Annotated in this window: 14 protein-coding genes and 2 pseudogenes; 11 read left to right on the plus strand and 5 right to left on the minus strand. The window is 66.1% G+C overall.

The window, feature by feature from the left end:
- Positions 1 to 5: 5 nt before the first annotated feature.
- Entirely contained in the window at positions 6 to 1,061 is a 1,056-nt protein-coding gene (locus PG887_RS01320) for an HlyD family secretion protein (protein ID WP_270821036.1), read from the minus strand.
- Position 1,062: 1 nt separating this feature from the next.
- On the minus strand, positions 1,063 to 1,536 hold the full coding sequence (gene slyA / locus PG887_RS01325; protein ID WP_010673459.1) for a transcriptional regulator SlyA: 474 nt from the start codon (positions 1,534 to 1,536) through the stop codon (positions 1,063 to 1,065).
- Positions 1,537 to 1,794: 258 nt separating this feature from the next.
- Here slyA and PG887_RS01330 point away from each other — a divergent pair, with 258 nt between their 5' ends.
- Positions 1,795 to 3,360: an ATP-binding protein gene (locus PG887_RS01330; RefSeq protein WP_104451731.1), complete on the plus strand. Its 1,566-nt coding sequence runs from the start codon at positions 1,795 to 1,797 to the stop codon at positions 3,358 to 3,360.
- A 3-nt stretch (positions 3,361 to 3,363) separates the two neighbouring features.
- Positions 3,364 to 4,056, plus strand: coding sequence for a response regulator (locus tag PG887_RS01335; protein ID WP_039039279.1), 693 nt, complete (start codon positions 3,364 to 3,366; stop codon positions 4,054 to 4,056).
- A 114-nt stretch (positions 4,057 to 4,170) separates the two neighbouring features.
- On the opposite strand, the gene PG887_RS01340 is transcribed toward PG887_RS01335, so the two are convergent.
- Positions 4,171 to 5,079 carry a LysR family transcriptional regulator gene (locus tag PG887_RS01340; RefSeq protein WP_202044281.1) on the minus strand — a complete coding sequence of 303 codons (909 nt, stop codon included), beginning with the start codon at positions 5,077 to 5,079 and terminating at the stop codon, positions 4,171 to 4,173.
- A gap of 99 nt (positions 5,080 to 5,178) precedes the next feature.
- Here PG887_RS01340 and PG887_RS01345 point away from each other — a divergent pair, with 99 nt between their 5' ends.
- The 3 genes and pseudogenes from PG887_RS01345 to PG887_RS01355 all read left to right on the plus strand — a co-directional run.
- The gene (locus PG887_RS01345) at positions 5,179 to 5,343 is read left to right on the plus strand and encodes a hypothetical protein (RefSeq protein WP_254203444.1); all 165 of its coding nucleotides are present in this window, start codon (positions 5,179 to 5,181) and stop codon (positions 5,341 to 5,343) included.
- Positions 5,344 to 5,400: 57 nt separating this feature from the next.
- Positions 5,401 to 6,161: pseudogene (locus PG887_RS01350) on the plus strand (aldo/keto reductase).
- Positions 6,158 to 6,457: pseudogene (locus tag PG887_RS01355) on the plus strand (carboxymuconolactone decarboxylase family protein); the annotation flags it as partial. The pseudogenes PG887_RS01350 and PG887_RS01355, both read left to right, overlap by 4 nt.
- A gap of 201 nt (positions 6,458 to 6,658) precedes the next feature.
- Here PG887_RS01355 and PG887_RS01360 read toward each other — a convergent pair.
- Entirely contained in the window at positions 6,659 to 7,546 is an 888-nt protein-coding gene (locus tag PG887_RS01360) for a DMT family transporter (RefSeq protein ID WP_104454563.1), read from the minus strand.
- A 96-nt stretch (positions 7,547 to 7,642) separates the two neighbouring features.
- Here PG887_RS01360 and PG887_RS01365 point away from each other — a divergent pair, with 96 nt between their 5' ends.
- Positions 7,643 to 8,437 carry an AraC family transcriptional regulator gene (locus PG887_RS01365; RefSeq protein ID WP_010673466.1) on the plus strand — a complete coding sequence of 265 codons (795 nt, stop codon included), beginning with the start codon at positions 7,643 to 7,645 and terminating at the stop codon, positions 8,435 to 8,437.
- 51 nt (positions 8,438 to 8,488) lie between these two features.
- Here the strand turns inward: PG887_RS01365 and exaC are convergent, their stop codons facing one another.
- Positions 8,489 to 10,006, minus strand: a complete 1,518-nt coding sequence (exaC, locus tag PG887_RS01370) for an acetaldehyde dehydrogenase ExaC (protein WP_201934822.1) — start codon at positions 10,004 to 10,006, stop codon at positions 8,489 to 8,491.
- 288 nt (positions 10,007 to 10,294) lie between these two features.
- Here exaC and PG887_RS01375 point away from each other — a divergent pair, with 288 nt between their 5' ends.
- The 5 genes from PG887_RS01375 (at position 10,295) to phoR (ending at position 16,180) form a co-directional block, all read left to right on the plus strand.
- Positions 10,295 to 11,971, plus strand: a complete 1,677-nt coding sequence (locus PG887_RS01375) for a sigma-54-dependent Fis family transcriptional regulator (protein ID WP_111896661.1) — start codon at positions 10,295 to 10,297, stop codon at positions 11,969 to 11,971.
- 283 nt (positions 11,972 to 12,254) lie between these two features.
- Positions 12,255 to 13,541: a GGDEF domain-containing protein gene (locus PG887_RS01380; protein WP_270821037.1), complete on the plus strand. Its 1,287-nt coding sequence runs from the start codon at positions 12,255 to 12,257 to the stop codon at positions 13,539 to 13,541.
- Between the two features lie 68 nt (positions 13,542 to 13,609).
- Positions 13,610 to 14,020 carry a VOC family protein gene (locus tag PG887_RS01385; protein WP_270821038.1) on the plus strand — a complete coding sequence of 137 codons (411 nt, stop codon included), beginning with the start codon at positions 13,610 to 13,612 and terminating at the stop codon, positions 14,018 to 14,020.
- A 102-nt stretch (positions 14,021 to 14,122) separates the two neighbouring features.
- Complete coding sequence (gene phoB, locus PG887_RS01390) at positions 14,123 to 14,812, plus strand: phosphate regulon transcriptional regulator PhoB (protein WP_010673471.1); 690 nt, start codon at positions 14,123 to 14,125, stop codon at positions 14,810 to 14,812.
- Between the two features lie 72 nt (positions 14,813 to 14,884).
- On the plus strand, positions 14,885 to 16,180 hold the full coding sequence (gene phoR / locus PG887_RS01395) for a phosphate regulon sensor histidine kinase PhoR (RefSeq protein ID WP_010673472.1): 1,296 nt from the start codon (positions 14,885 to 14,887) through the stop codon (positions 16,178 to 16,180).
- The last annotated feature ends 134 nt before the right edge of the window (positions 16,181 to 16,314 follow it).

The following is a 16,314-nucleotide window of genomic DNA, read 5'->3' on the forward strand; positions in this document are numbered from 1 at the left end:
TCATCTCAATAGATGTAGTGCAGCAGGCTGAGCAGACGGATCTGGCTGCGGGCCAGCAGCCCGGTCAGGGTGTTGTCCGGCAGCAGTTGCACCGTGGCGCGGGCCCCGGCCGGCAGGTGGGCGGGCAGTTGCTCCAGGGTCAGGTGCAGGCGCAGGCGCTGGGCATCCCGCACCCAGCGATCGGACTCGACGGGGTTTGCAAGCTGGCCGTTGGCGTCAAACTGGCCGGCGCTGACCCCGGCATCCAGGCTGGCGACGCGGGCAGGATAGAGACGACCGGGCTCGCCGTCGAAGGCGACGAGGGCCTGACTGCCGGCGCTGACGTGGCGCAGGCTCTTCTCGCGAAAATCGGCGATCACGTCCACCTGCTCGGAGACCAGGGCCAGCAGGGGGGAGCCCGCATTGGCCACGCTGCCAGGCTTGAGCTGCAAGTTGGTGATGATGCCGTCCTGGCTCGCATGAACCCGGCTGTAGGCGAGGTTGAGCTCGGCCTGGGCGAGGCGGTTGCGGGCCTGGCGCAGCAGCAGGTTGTCTTCCCCTGGCAAGCCGCGGTTGACGCGGGCCTGCTCTACCCGGGCCTGGCTGCCGAGCAGGTTGGCACGGGCGGTGCGGGCGGCGCTGTCGGCGTCATCTTTCTGCTGTTCAGAGACCATGTGACGGCGGTAGAGGGCGTCGATGCGCGCCGCTTCCCGCTGTTTCTGGTCGGCCTGGGTGCGCAGCGAGCTGTACTCCGCCTCGTAGGCGGTCAGGGTCGCGTCCAGCTGGCGGTTCTGCTGCCTGGCCTGATCCAGGGCGAGCCTGGCCTGATCCACGGCGAGCTGGAAGGGTTCCGGGTCGAGGGCGAACAGCAGATCCCCCTGCTTGACGTGCTGGTTGTTGGCGACGGCGACTTCGACCACCTTACCGCTGACCTGGGGGGCCATCCGGGTGACGACCCGGGTGGCCATGGCCTGGGGGGTCAGGGGCATCTTGATGTCGGCCAGCAGAAAGTAGCCAAACACCAGGACGAAGCAGACGATGGCCCACTTTATCCAGCGCTTGAATTGTTGATCCGGTGTCATCTTATTCTCTCTCTTCATGCTGTGCGGCTATCTTGCCAAGGGCGTTGGCGGAGATGCGGTGCACAATGTCTTCAAACTGGGCCAGCTCCTGCTGGCTGATGCCGGTGAGCAGCTCCCGGCGCACGGCGATGATGCGGCCCTCGATCTGATCGAGCAGCGCCTTGCCCGCCGGGGTCAGGGTGACGATGCGGGCCCGCTTGTCCTGGCTGCAGCAATGGCGCTCGATCAGCCCCTGCTCCTCGAGCTGACCCAGGGTCCGCATCAGGGAGGGGAGCTCTATCTCCAGGGCCTCGGCCAGGGTCTTCTGGCTGAGGTGGCCGCCGAGGCGGCTGAGTTTCCACAGGGCGGTCCAGCGGGGATGGGTGAGCCCCAGAGGTGCCAGCTCGAGATCGGCCACGGTGCGCCAGAGCCGGTGCAATCGCCCCAGCTGCTCGGCGAGGGAGAGTTCTCGCAACATCTCCAGATCCTTTTTCATGACGGGCACCTCAATTACTTAGCTTGCGAAGCATTATATTTATTTCGCAGGCTAAGTAAATAGTGTGATACAGCTCACGTTCAGGTTTTTTGCCCGGGCCGTGGTGTTTAAGTTTTTATATGGCTTTGCGGGCCAGCTAACCGACAACGGTCGGAGGAGGCGCTAGAGTGGCCACCTTTGAGGTGCGCCAGGCTGGCCATTGACCCGGCCGGGGGACACCCTCACCCTGGGCTTTCCTGTCCGCTGCAAGGTTGAACGATGAAACTGCGCCACCAGCTAGTCACCCTCTCGCTTGGCTTGTCACTGCTGCTGATCCTGATCCTGGGCTGTCTGCTCGCCCTCTTCATGCGCCACCTGCTGGAGAACAACCTGAAGGAGAAGGGGAGCGATCTGGCCCGGGTGCTGGCGGCGGACAGCCGGGTGGTCCAGGCCCTGGAGAAGGGGAGCGATCCCGGGCTGCGGGATTATGTGCAGGGGATCTGCAGCCGCACCGACGCCGCCTACATGGTGGTGACCGATGAACATGCCAGGCGCCTGAGCCATCCCTCCCCCGAGCTGGTGGGCCAGACCTTCCGGGGGGAGGACATCTGGCCTGCGCTCCAGTCGCGCGAGAGCTACTGCTCCCGGGACGTGGGCACTCTGGGCCCCGCCATCCGCTGCTTCGCTCCCGTGGTGGGGCCCGATGGCCAGGCCATCGGTGCAGTGGCGGTGGGTTATCTGATGCGCACCGTGGAGGGCACCTATCAGGAGCGGATCGCCCTGCTGGTCGGCGCCATCGCAGCGGTGCTGGGGTGCGGCCTGCTGCTGGCGCTCTGGGTGCAGCACCTGCTGCGCCGCACCCTGCTGGATCTGGAACCGGAGACCATTGCCAATCGCTTCGCCCAGCAGGATCTGGTGCTGGAGGGGATCTCGGAGGGGATAGTGTCCCTGGACAACCAGCACAGGATCACCATGCTCAACAGCGCCGCCTTCTATCAGTTGCGACTGCCCGGCACCGGGCGCCACGCCCTGCTGGGCCGCTCCCTGGCGGAGCTGGCCCCCGGCCTCGTGCCCACGTTGCAGCAAGGGGGGGCGGTCAGGTTCACCGTGCAGGGGGATGACTTCGTCGGCCACTGGCAGGAGCTCAGCGGTCGCGAGCCGGGGCGCATGCTCATCTTCAGCCGGCCAGACGGCACCGGCAGCCTGGGCATGCAGGTGACCCACCTGCGCCAGTACGGCGAGATGCTGCGCATCCAGACCCATGAATTCGCCAACAAGCTCAGCAGCCTCTCCGGTCTGCTCCAGCTCGGCCACGTGGATCAGGCGGTAGACCTCATCCAGCAGGAGAACGAAGCCTGCCAGAACATGTTGCAGGATCTGCTGCGGGTCATCGAGAACAAGCCGGTGGCCGGGCTCATCCTCGGCAAGTTCAGCCGGGCGCGGGAGCTGGGGGTGGAGCTGGTGTTGGATGCGGGGTCGGCCCTCGGGGAGTATCCGGCCGAGGTGTCGGCGGATCTCATCACCTGCATCGGCAACCTGCTGGACAACGGCATTCGCGCCGCCTGGGGGAACCGCGAGCACGCCGCGCCCAGGGTGCTGCTCTCCCTCGATGATCTGGGGCGGCGGCTGGTGATCGAGGTGGAGGACAGTGGCGAGGGGGTGGACGAGGCGCTGGCGGATCACCTGTTCGACTACGGTGTCAGCCGCCAGACCGGGGATCACGGGGTCGGCCTCTTCCTGGTCAAGAAGACGGTGGCCAGGCGGGGGGGCGTGATAGAATGGCGCCGCACCGCCGAGCAGACGACCCTGTTCGGTATCTATTTGAATAAAAACCAATTGGTGTAAGTCATGAAGCCAATCTTCACGCTGATTATCGAGGATGACGAGCGGATAGGCGCCATGTTGGGGGAGCTGGTCTCCTCCACGGCCGGGTTCTCCCTGATGGGGCGGGCCGGCACCCTGGCCGAGGCGGATCGCCTGATGGCGGGGAGCGAGCCCCGCTTGCTGATGGTCGACATCTCCCTGCCCGATGGCTCGGGCCTGGAGTGGGTGAGCCGGCTGCGCAGCCACAACCGGGAGGTGATGGTGATGATGGTGACCGCCTCCTGCGACGTGGAGACCATACAGCAGGCCCTCAACCTGGGCGTGCAGGACTACGTCATCAAGCCGCTGCGGCTGTTTCGCATCCAGCAGAGCCTGGAGGAGATCCTGGTCCTCCATCGCCGCCTGTGCGAGCCGGGAGAGCTGGCCCAGAGCGACCTGGACCGCCTGATGGGCAAGGCGCGCAACCAGGGTCGGGAGGCGCGGGAGACCCCCAAGGGGATCGACGCCATCACCCTGCGACAGGTGCTGGATCTGCTGGCGGGGGAGCCGGACAACACCTTCTCCACCGACACCGTGGCCCTGCGCCTCTCCCTGAGTCGCACCACGGCCCGCCGCTACCTGGAGTTTCTGGAGTCAGAAGATCGGCTGGACGTGGAGCTCAACTACGGCCAGCGTGGCCGCCCGGAGCGGCGCTACCACTGGCGCCGGGAGTCGTGACCCCGTCGTGGGCACAACGCCGAAGAGGCCGCGCACACCATGCTGCGCAGGCTGCGCAGATAAAAGGGAGCCTTTGAGCTCCCTTTTGTTTTGCCCCGATGCGACCCGGCCCCTCTATCTGGGGTCGCCCGAGAAGGGGTGCAGGGCGGAGCGGGCGCGCTCGAACAGGGCGATGAGGTGATCCGCCACGGCCCGCACCCGCCGGGAGTGGGCGAGATCGCTGTGGAGCACCAGCCAGATGGGCTGATCCACCCCGAGCTCCGGCAGCAGGCAGACCAGATCCGTCTGGCGGGCTAGGTAGTGGGGCAGCACCGCGAGCCCCAGACCGGCCTGGGCGGCGGCGAGCTGGGCTGCCAGGGTGCCGGTCTCCACCCGGCAGGGGCGGCCGCGCAGCATGCGGGTCATCCATCTGGCGGCGGGCAGGTGGCTCTGGGTTTCGTTCCAGCCGATGAAGTCATCCTGATCGAAGCTGGCGGCATCCACCCCGGGGCTGCGGGCATCCAGGTAGGCGCCGGTCCCGTAGAGGCCAAAGCCCAGGGTGCCCAGGCGCCGCAGGGTGAGGTGGCCGGCATCGGGCTTGACCATGCGCACCGCGAGATCGGCATCGCGCCGGTGCAGGTTCACCGTCTGCACCCCGGTGACCAGCTCCACCCTCAGCTCGGGGTGCTGGGCAAAGAGCGTCGGCAGGGAGGGGATGATGAGGGGATTGGCCAGGTTCTCGGCGGTGGCGAGGCGCACGGTGCCGGCCACCTGTCCCTGCAACTGCCCCGCCTCGCCAAAGGCCAGCCCCGCATGTTCCAGCGCCTCGGCTCGCTCAAGCAGGGCCTCCCCGTCGTCGGTCAGGCGATAGCCCTGCTGGTGGCGGCTGAACAGGGGCAGGCCGAGGGCCGCCTCCAGCCGGTCCAGGCGCCGGGAGACGGTGGCCACCCCCATGCGAAGGGCGTGGGCGGCACCGCTCAGGGTGCCGCTGCGGGCGATGGCCAGGAAGACGCGGGCGTCGTCCCAGAGCAGGGGATCGTGCATAGTGTTTCCATAATCGGAAGATAGGTTGCCAGTTATCTCTATATCTCATTCATTTTCGGAAGACCATACTCCCCTGCAACTTGTCAGGGAGAAAATGCGATGCAACGACGAACACTGGGAGCCAATCTGCAGGTCTCTGCACTGGGGCTGGGCTGCATGGGGATGAGCGAATTCTACGGGCCGCGGGACGATGAGACGTCCTTGCGGGTGCTGGCGGAGGCGGTGGAGCGGGGCATCGACCTGCTCGACACCGCCGACATGTAAGGCCCCCACCACAACGAGGCGCTGATCGGGCGTTTTCTCGCGACCCGGCGGGGACAGGTGAAGGTCGCCACCAAGTTTGGCATCGTGCGCCAGCACAGGGAGTACAGGCGTACCCTCGACAACAGCGCCCGCTATGCGCGCCAGAGCTGCGAGGGCTCCCTGCGCCGCCTCGGCATCGAGCAGATCGATCTCTACTATGTGCACCGCCTCGATCCGGCCCATCCCGTCGAGGAGACCATGGCCGGGCTGGCGCAGCTGGTACAGGAGGGCAAGATAGCCCGCATCGGTCTGTGCGAGGTGAGCGAGGCCACCCTGAGGCGCGCCCATGCCGTGCACCCGGTGGCGGCGGTGCAGACCGAATACTCCCTCTGGACGCGGGAGGTGGAGGCGGCGGTGCTGCCCGCCTGCCGGGAGCTGGGGATTGGTCTGGTGGCCTACTCCCCCTGGGGCGCGGGTTTCTGACCGGGCGTTACCAGCAGGAGGCGGTGTTCGAGGAAGGGGATTTTCGGGCCAGTCTGCCGCGCTTTCAGGGGGAGAACCTCGCCACCAACCGCACCCTGGTGCAGGCGGTCATGGCCCTGGCGCAGCAGAAGGGATGCTCGGCGGTGCAGATAGCCCTGGCCTGGCTGCTGGCGCAATGGGAGGGGATAGTGCCCATCCCCGGCACCCGGCGCCTGACCCACCTGGCGGATAACCTCGGCGCCCTCTCGGTGCGCCTCTCCCCAGCAGAACTCGGGGCCCTGGGACAGGCCATCCGGACCCTGCCGGTGGCGGGGGAGCGCTATACCGCCGAGGGGATGAAGGGGGTGAACGCATGAGCGGCTCGCACACGGATCGCCGTGAACGGGCGTTCGCGCTGCTGGTCCGGCTCGATCCCCAGGCGCCCACGCGGGTCGCCGCCAGCCTGGATGCCCTGTCACCGGAGCTTGCCGAGTTGGTGCTGGGGTTTGCCTTTGCCGATGTGCTCGCCCGTCCCGGCATCGATCTCTGCACCCGCGAGATGCTCACGGTGGCGACCCTGATGGGAATGGGCACGGCGCCCGGACAGCTCGAGTTCCATATCCGGGCCGCCCTCAATGTGGGGGTCAGCCGGGAGACCATCATCGAGATCCTGCTCCAGGTCGCCGTCTATGCCGTGGTGCCCGCCTGCATGAATGGCATCAGTGCGGCCCGCAGCGCCTTCGCCGCCCATGACAAGGCACGGGGGGCAGGGATTAGGTGGAGACGCCACCATGGCGAAAAGGTCAGGTGTGCCCTGACGGGGGCAGCAAGAAGGGAGCCGAGGCTCCCTTCTTTATGCTGCCACGGCGATGGCTTATGCCCCTTCCGGCAGAGGACGGCGTACCCTCGGCTTGAGCTGGGAGAGCATGACCCCGGTCAGGATGAGGCCGCCCCCCAGCAGGTGATAGCCGTGGATGGGCTCCCCCAGGGTGATGACGGCGATGAGGGCCGTGCACAGGGGCATCAGGTTCATGAAGACCGAAGTGCGCTCCGCCCCCAGGGTGGCGAGGCCGCGCATCCAGCAGTAGGCGGCGAAGAGGGAGGAGGCGAGGCCGGCGAACAGCACCATGCTCCAGCCCTGGGCGGGAATGGCCAGGGAGTCGGCAGAGAGGGCCACCGGGATGAGCAGCAGCACTGCCAGCAGGATCTGCAGGTAGAGGTTGAGCCAGGGGCCGAACGGCAGTTGCCAGCGGCGGATCAGCAGGCCATAGAGGGCATAGCTGGCCGCCCCCAGCAGCATCATGCCGTCGCCGGGGTTGATGCCGCTGTGCAGCAGTGCCAGGGGATTGCCCTGACCCAGCAGCCAGAGCACCCCGAACAGGGAGAGGCTCATGCCGAGCAGCGCCTGCTTGCCCGGCTTCTGGCCAAAGCAGCAGGCCCCGATGAGCAGGGTGAGCAGGGGCAGCAGGGAGCCGATGACCCCCATGTTGGTGGCCGAGGTGCTGTGGGCGGCGTAGTAGGCGAGGCACTGGTAGAGCACCATGCCGAGCAGGGAGAGCACCAGCAGCTTGCCGAGCCAGGGGCGGATGTCGGCCCGGCGGCGCCAGAGCTGCGGCAGACAGAAGGGGGAGAGCGCGAGGGCGGCGATCACCCAGCGATAGAAGGAGATGGCGGCGGGATCCAGCACGCCGGCGGCGGCCTTGGAGACCACGGTATTGGCGGCCCAGATCAGGATGGCGAGCAGGGGGAAGAGAAAAGGCATAGGCACTCCTTGGTACGATGGGGAGAGTCTAGCCTTGTCTTGAACGAGGTAAGTAGCGTAAATAAGACATGTCATAACCGCTTTGGGACAATCTGCATGGGCACCCTCACCCTGGCCGAGCAGGATCGCCTGCTGGCCGACCCCAACCCCCTCTACTTTCGCTACAGCCAGATCCAGGGGGGCAACGCCTGCGCCGAGCACGCCCACCCCTGGGGTCAGCTCAGCCTCATCAGCCTGGGGGTCATGGTGGTGGAGGTGGGGGGAGAGCGTCTGGTGGCGCCTCCGGATTACCTCATCTGGGTGCCGGCGGACCTGCCCCACACCGCCTTCAACGAGCAGACCCTGGATTACACCTCCATCTACGTGAGCCACGCGCTGGCCCCGCGCCTGCCACGGGAACCCCAGCTGCTGGCCCTCACCCCCTTGCTGCGGGCCCTGCTGGAGGACTTCACCCAGCGCCGGGTCGGGCACATGGAGGATGAGTGGGATGCCCGTCAGGGTGAGCTCTTCATCGAGAAGCTGGCCCGCACCCGTTGCCAGCCGAGCTACCTGCCCCAGAGCCGGGATCGCCTGCTGGCACCCTTGCTGGCGGCATTGCAGGCGGCGCCGGAGGACAACCGCACGCTGGTGGAGTGGGCCAGGGCGCTGCACACCACGGAGCGCACCCTGGCGCGGCGCTGCCAGAAGGAGCTTGGCATGAGCCTGGGCCAGTGGCGCACCCGGCTGCGGCTGGTGAAGGCGCTGGACTGGCTGCGGGGCGAGATGCCGGTGCAGGAGATCGCCTGGCGCCTCGGTTACGCCTCCACCTCGGCTTTCATCGCCATGTTCCAGCGCGAACAGGGCTGCGCCCCCCAGCGCTATCGCCAGCAGCTGGGCCAACCCGTGGCCTGAACCGCATGAAAAAGGGCGCCTGCAGGCGCCCTTGTGGATCACGGGATGGGCTTAGAAGAAGCCGAGGGGGTTGATGTCGTGGCTCACCAGCAGGTTCTTGGTGTTCTGGTAGTGGTCCAGCATCATCTTGTGGGTCTCGCGACCGATCCCTGACTTCTTGTAGCCGCCAAAGGCCGCATGGGCCGGGTAGGCGTGGTAGCAGTTGACCCAGACCCGGCCGGCCTGGATGCCACGCCCCATGCGCCAGGCCAGATTGCTGTCCCGGGTCCACAGGCCCGCCCCCAGCCCGTACTGGGTGTCGTTGGCGATGGCCAGGGCATCCGCCTCGTCCTTGAAGGTGGTGACCCCGAGCGCCGGCCCGAAGATCTCCTCCTGGAACACCCGCATCTTGTTCTGGCCCGAGAAGATGGTGGGCTGGATGTAGAAGCCCCCCTCCAGCCCGCTCACCCTGGCCGGCCCGCCGCCGATCAGCATCTTGGCCCCCTCGCCGCGGCCAATCTCCATGTAGCTCAGGATCTTGTCGAACTGCTCGCGGGACGCCTGGGCCCCCACCTGGGTCGTGGTGTCGAGGGGGTTGCCCTGCACTATGGTGCGGGCGCGGGCCAGCACCCGGTCCATGAAGTCGTCATAGATGCTGGCCTGCACCAGGGCGCGGGAGGGGCAGGTACACACCTCCCCCTGGTTGAAGAAGGTCATCAGCATCCCTTCCACCGCCTTGTCGATGTAGCTGCTCTCGTGCTGCATTACGTCGGCGAAGTAGATATTGGGGGACTTGCCACCGAGCTCCACGGTGGAGGGGATCAGCTTGTCGGCGGCGCAGCGCAGGATATGGGCGCCCACCTCGGTGGAGCCGGTAAACGCCAGCTTCTGGATCCGGTTGCTGGTGGCGAGCGCCTGGCCCGCCTCGGCGCCGAAGCCGTTGACCACGTTGACCACGCCGGGGGGCAGGATGTCCTTGATGAGATCCATCATCAGCATGATGGTGACCGGGGTCTGCTCGGCGGGCTTGAGCACGCTGCAGCAGCCGGCCGCCAGTACCGGGGCCAGCTTCCAGGCGGCCATCAGCAGGGGGAAGTTCCACGGGATGATCTGGCCGACCACGCCGATGGGCTCCTTGAAGTGGTAGCTGACGGTGTTCTGGTCCAGCTCGGCGGCGGAGCCCTCCTGGGCGCGGATGCAGCCGGCGAAGTAGCGGAAGTGATCCACCACCAGGGGCAGGTCGGCGGCCAGGGTCTCGCGCACCGCCTTGCCGTTCTCCCAGGTCTCGGCGACGGCGAGCCGCTCAATGTTCTGTTCGATGCGATCGGCGATGCGCAGCAGCAGGTTGCTGCGCTCGGTGACGCTGGTCTTGCTCCAGCTGGCGAACGCCTTGTGGGCCGCGTCCAGGGCGAGCTCGATGTCGGCGGCGTCGGAGCGGGCCACCTCGCAGAACACCCGGCCATCCACCGGCGAGATGTTCTCGAAATAGCGGCCGGCGCGCGGCGCCACCCAGTCGCCACCGATGAAGTTGTCATAACGGGATTTGAAGCTGACCAGGGCACCTGCCTGACCGGGAGCGGTATAAATCATCTCATCATCCTTATGTGTGTGGTCCTGACCAGCCTGGCGGGCAGTCCGGTTGCTTCCTGTCATCGCAAGGGGCGTGCCAGCGGGCGGCGCTCTACACAAAAAGGTTGCAAAAACGTTATCAAACGGGGTGCCAAGGGGTATCTTGGTTAACCAGTGCCCCCTAGGGCGGCCCCCGAACTGTGCCGTTTCTGAACATCGGGTGTGACACTGTGCCGTTTGTGAACAGGAGACGTGATGAAGGCGCTCCCCCAAGGCGGCCCTATTCGCGAGTGTGTAGAAGGAGGTGTGATGAGCGAGTTGCCTCAATCCGGTGCCAGCCCAATCCAGCGCTCCTGGGAGCGCTGCCTGCATCAGGGGCTGAGCCGCCAGCAGAGCGCCGAGCTGGACTTGCTGCCCCAGGGGGAGCTGTCGGCTCGCCAGGAGCAGCACAGGACGCTCATCGCCTGCTTCCAGCGCTTCGTGCTGCCGCTCTTTGGCCAGTTGCTGGCAGGCAGACCCTGTCGTCTGCTGTTGTGTGACGGCGAGGGGGCCATCCTCGCGGTGAGCGGAGACGACCGGTTTGCCCGCCATGCCGAGCGCATTTTTTTGCGCAGCGGCGCCCGCTGGGGGGAGGCGAGCAAGGGCACCAACGCCATCGGCACCGCGCTGGCCGAGCAGAGCGAGGTGCAGGTGCTGGGGGCGCAGCACTTCTTCGCCCAGCACAGCTTTCTCAGTTGCAGCGCCTGCCCCCTGCTCGGGCCGGACGGGCAACTGCTCGGCGTGCTCGACATCTCCACCGATGCGGCCCACCACGGGGGCGACATGCTGGGCACCGTGCGCCTCCTGGCCATGACCCTGGAAAACGCCCTGCTGGCCCGCCAGCCGGGCTGGCTGGTGGATCTCGATCCCCAGAGTCTCTGGTCTGCCCGCCTGCTGCTGGGGGAGGGGGGCGAGCTGCTCGGGGCCAACCGGGCCGGTCGGCTCTGGCTCGGCCAGCACCCCTTCGACGGTCAGCAGTTGCTGCGCGAGCGCCGCGGCCTGCGGCTGGTGCCGGAGGCGGGGGAGCGCGCCGCCAGGCTTCCCCTGCCGAGCGCGGTTGAGGAGGGGGGATCGCAGGCGCAGCAGGTGCCGCTCAAGATGCTGGAGCGGGGCATCTCATTGCTCATCGAGGGGGAGACCGGCAGCGGCAAGGAGCACCTGGTGCGCACCCTGCACGCCAGATCGAGCCGTCGGGCGCGGCCTCTGGTGTGCGTCAACTGCGGCGCCCTGCCGGCGGAGCTGGTGGAGGCCGAGCTGTTTGGCTACGTGGGGGGAGCCTTCAGCGGTGCCCGCAGCCAGGGCAGCCAGGGCTATCTGCGCGCCGCCCACGGCGGCATCCTGATGCTGGATGAAATTGGCGAGCTGCCCCTCCAGGCCCAGACCCGGCTGCTGCGGGTGTTGCAGGAGCGCGTCGTCACCCCGGTGGGCAGCCACAGACCCGAGGCGGTGGATTTCTGGCTGGTCAGCGCCAGCCATCGGGATCTGGCGGCCATGGTGGCGGCCGGCACCTTTCGCGAAGATCTCTACTACCGCATCTGCGGCTGGCGCCAGCAACTGGCACCCCTGCGGGCCTGGTCGGTGCCCGAGCGTCAGGGGCTGATCCTGAACCTGCTCGCCCAGATGGACCCGGCGCTACAACTGAGCCGGGAGGCGGAGCAGCGGTTGCTGGCTCACCCACTGCCCGGCAACGTGCGCCAGCTCAAACAGGCGCTGGAGGTGGCCTGTGTACTGGCAGAGGGGCAGGGCTGGATTGAACCTGCCCATCTGCATCTGCCCGCCGTGGCGGGGGGAGCGAGCTCACCTTTGGGAGGGAATACCCTGCGCGAGCAGAGCCGGCAGCGGGTGCAGCAGACCCTGGCAGAGTGCGGCGGCAACGTAAGCGAGGCGGCGCGCCGTCTTGGCATCAGTCGCACCACCCTCTATCGGGCGCTGCGGGAGGAGGGGTGAAGGGTGTCGCGCCGTCCAGCGCTTGTGTAGACTGCGGTGGCAAGGACGTTTTTTCGTTATGTTTCCATCGCAGGGAGTGCGCAATGATCCATCTTACGACCGACGAGGCCCCCCGCCTCTCTCCCGGCGGCTGGCCGATGCCGCTTGCGCCCCATGGGGCCCGTGCCGGCTAGTCGGCACTCGTCTGCGCCCGGTGCGGCGCGTGTAATAACCTTGGATCTGGATCAGCGCGGTCCGGCGCTTCAAGGTGTAGGGTAAAAGCCCTTTTTCAGGTGTGATGCCGATGATCCCTTCCTATTCCCGCATGACGACGCTGTTGTTCTGGTGCCTGCTGGCGGCGAGCCTGCTGGCCATGGTGTTATTCGAATTCGGACCCGAGCGGCGGCTCGACATCCTGAGCCAGGCCGGTTTGTCCGTGCGTGCCCAGGATGACAGTGCCCACAAGGGCTCCTCCGTCGCCACCCTGAGTCAGGGGGGCGACAGACCCGCCATCCAGTGCACCCTGCGAAGCCAATATGCCTATCCTTTCTGCGAGCTGGTTCTGACCCTGACCGACCCCGAGCAGGGGCTGGATCTCTCCGGCTTCACCGGGGTGCGGGTGAGGCTGGATGTAGAAGGGCAGGGGGTACAGGCCTGGCGCCTTTATCTGCGCAACTACGATCCCGTCTACTCGACGCGGGAAGACGAGAGTTCCCACAAGTTCAACGAAGTGCTCTTCACCGCCAGGGATTTTGGCCGCGAGCAGGATGTCCCCCTGAACGTCTTCGCCCCCAGCTCCTGGTGGGTGCAGCAGTACGACATTCCGCTGGTCCAGCAGGGGCCGGATCTGCACCATGTCTACGCCATCGAGATCGCCTCCGATGACAAGATGCTGCCGGGGGAGTATCGGTTGCGGCTCGAGCGGCTGGAGTTCTATGGCCGCTGGTGCAAGCCGGGGGACTTCTATCGCTATCTGCTGCTGGGGTGGCTTGTCTACGGCGTGCTGCTCTTCCTGGTCCAGAACCTGATGTTCGGGGATCGGCTGCGCAAGGCCAGGGAGGCGCGCCTCGCGGCTGAAGCCCTGAGTGCGAGCCTGTGCGAGCAGAACCGGCGTACAGAGGAGGAGGCCCGTTACGATCCCCTGACCGGGGCCCTCAATCGGCTCGGCGGCGAAAAGCTGCTCGGGGAGCTCGGCGAGATGCCGCTCTCCTTCATCTATATCGACATCGATCACTTCAAGGGGGTCAACGACGGTCACGGCCACCCGGTGGGGGACGAGGTGCTCAAGCACATGGTGAGCGAGCTGCTGCGCCATTGCGACAGCCTGTGCCGACTGGTGCGCTGGGGCGGGGAGGAGTTCGTGCTGGTATGCCTCCATTACGACGAGGGACGGGCCGCCGCCCTGGCGGAGCGGCTGAGAGGAGCGCTGGAGGGGTACAGGCACTGGCCGCTGGGGCTCGGGATCACCGCCTCCTTCGGGGTGGCCGAGCGGCGCAAGGATAGCCTGGAGCAGGCGCTCAAGCGGGCCGACGAGGCGCTCTATCAGGCCAAGCAGAATGGTCGCAACCGGGTGGAGGTGGCGCCCGACTGATCCGGCGCTGGAGCCCATGGCCGGGCGGGGCTATCATGCGCCCCATCATTTATCCGAGGAGAGATGCCATGGCACAACACATTGGCGCCCTGACGCTGCTGGTGGCGGATTACGACGAGGCCATCGCCTTCTTCACCCGGGGAATGGGCTTCGAGCTATTGGAAGACACCCCCCTCGACGAGCCCGGCAAACCGGGCAAACGCTGGGTGCGGGTCGCTCCCAAGGGGGCTCCCGGCTCCGCCCTGCTGCTGGCCCGCGCGGCCAACGAGGAGCAGCGCGCCGCCATCGGTCGCCAGGGGGGCGGTCGGGTCTTCCTGTTCCTTGAGACCGACGACTTCTGGGGCGATTACGAGCGGATGCAGGCCTATGGTGTTCATTTTTGTGAACAGCCGCGCCTCGAACCCTATGGCACCGTGGTGGTGTTCGAGGACATCAGTGGCAATCGCTGGAACCTGCTGCAACTCGCTGCTGCCAACTGAATCTGAAAACGTTTATCATCCCGCCCGTCATAAAGTCATAAAAGTGTCACAGAAAGTTCTAATAATTGGCGCACCCATCTTCACAGAGGAGAGAGAAGGGATATGGCTAAGCGAATTCTGGTGGTCGAGGACGAGGCACCGATCCGCGAAATGCTCTGCTTCGTGCTTGAGCAGAAGGGATATGAAACAGTAGAAGCAGAAGATTACGCCGATGGACTGGCAAAGGTGCGCGAACCCTACCCCGAACTCATCGTGCTGGACTGGATGATGCCAGGTGGCAGCGGTATCCAGTTCCTCAAGCAGCTCAAGCAGGATGAGATGACTCGCCAGATCCCGGTGGTGATGCTGACCGCCCGGGGCGAGGAAGAGGACAAGGTGCGCGGGCTCGAGGCCGGTGCCGACGACTACATCACCAAGCCCTTCTCCCCCAAGGAGCTCACCGCCCGCCTGCATGCCGTGATGCGCCGTGTCTCTCCCACCTCGGTGGACGAGGTGATCGAGGTGCAGGGACTCAAGCTGGATCCTGTTTCCCACCGGGTCAGTGCCGAGGAGAAGGCCCTCGACATGGGGCCGACCGAATTCAAGCTGCTGCACTTCTTCATGACCCACCCCGAGCGGGTCTACAGCCGCGAGCAGTTGCTCAACAACGTCTGGGGTACCAATGTGTATGTCGAGGACAGGACGGTGGACGTGCACATTCGCCGCCTGCGCAAGGCCATCGAAGAGACGGGGCACGACAGATTGATCCAGACGGTGCGCGGGGCCGGCTACCGCTTCTCGACCCGTCTCTAGGTCAGGGCCAGTGCCGCCAGCGCCTGCCGGCGGGCATTGGACCCGGCTCTTTGCTGTCTCTAGGAGATCTTAATGTTGCAACCTTACGCCTGGCGGCGACAGTTGTGGCGAATGGCGTTCTTCTACAGCCCCTTCGTCTTGGTAGGTTGGTTAATCGATCATCTCGTTCTTTGCCTGCTGGTGGCCACTGTGGTGCACCTGGTCTGGCACTACCGCTTCCAGAAGCGGCTGTCGGACTGGCTGTGGCACGATCGCAGCCTGGTGCCGCCCCACGGCAGCGGCAGTTGGGAGCACATCTTCAACGGCATCTACAAGTTGCAGCAGCGTCACCGGGCCCGGCGCCGGGAGCTGGCGGGCCTCATCCGCCGCTTTCGGGAAGGGGCGGAGGCGCTGCCCGATGCGGCCGTGGTGTTTCGTACCGACGGCAGCATCCTCTGGTGCAACCGGCTGGCGGAGCAACTGCTCGGCTTTCGCTGGCCCGAGGATGCCGGCCAGCACATCGGCAACCTGATCCGTCACCCCGCCTTCGTCGCCTATCTGGGCAAGGGGCAGTATGACGAGCCGTTCGAGATGCACTCCCCCATCAACGAGGAGAAGTTCCTCGAATTTCGCATCATGCCCTATGCGGAGGACCAGGCCATGCTGGTGGTGCGGGACGTGACCCGGCTGCGCAGCCTGGAGAAGACCCGCAAGCACTTCGTCTCCAACGTCTCTCACGAGCTGCGCACCCCCCTCACCGTACTCAAGGGGTATCTGGAGATGACCGAGGAGCCGCCGCCCCCCGCCATGTGGGCCAAGGCGCACAAGGTGATGATGGAGCAGACGATCCGCATGGACAATCTGGTCAACCAGCTGCTCACCCTGTCGCGCATCGAGGCGGCGCCCACCGTGGATCTCTCCCATCTGGTGGACATGCCCGCCATGCTGGGGCTGCTGGAGCAGGAGGCGCGGGCGCTCTCTGGCGAGCGGGCCCACGAGATCGTCTTCATGGTCCAGCCCAATCTGCTGGTGCGCGGGGATCAGGATCAGCTGCGCAGCGCCGTCTCCAACCTGGTCTACAACGCCATCCACTACACCCCGGCGGGGCGCAAGATCACCGTGGAGTGGCGCAAGCAGGGGAGCATGGCGCTGTTTGCGGTGCAGGATGAGGGGGAGGGGATCCCCCCCGAGCATCTGGCGCGGCTCACCGAGCGGTTCTATCGGGTCGACAAGGCCCGCTCGCGCCACACCGGAGGGTCCGGGCTCGGCCTTGCCATCGTCAAGCATGCCCTGAGTCATCACGATGCCCATCTCGATATCGAGAGCCGGGTCGGTGCGGGCAGCCGCTTCAGCTTTCTCATTCCCGCCCGCATGGTGCTGGTGAAATAATATTTTGTGTCAATGTGTTAGCAACGAGATAAGGGCTGCATCGCAGCCCTTTTTTCAGGTTCATCGCGGCTTTCCGGGGAAGGCCGCCTTGATTTTCAGAAAAAAGTATTCTGAGTCCCTAAATCCATATGCCA

The organism is Aeromonas sp. QDB14 (assembly GCF_027707845.1).
Taxonomy (GTDB): Bacteria; Pseudomonadota; Gammaproteobacteria; order Enterobacterales; family Aeromonadaceae; genus Aeromonas; species Aeromonas caviae.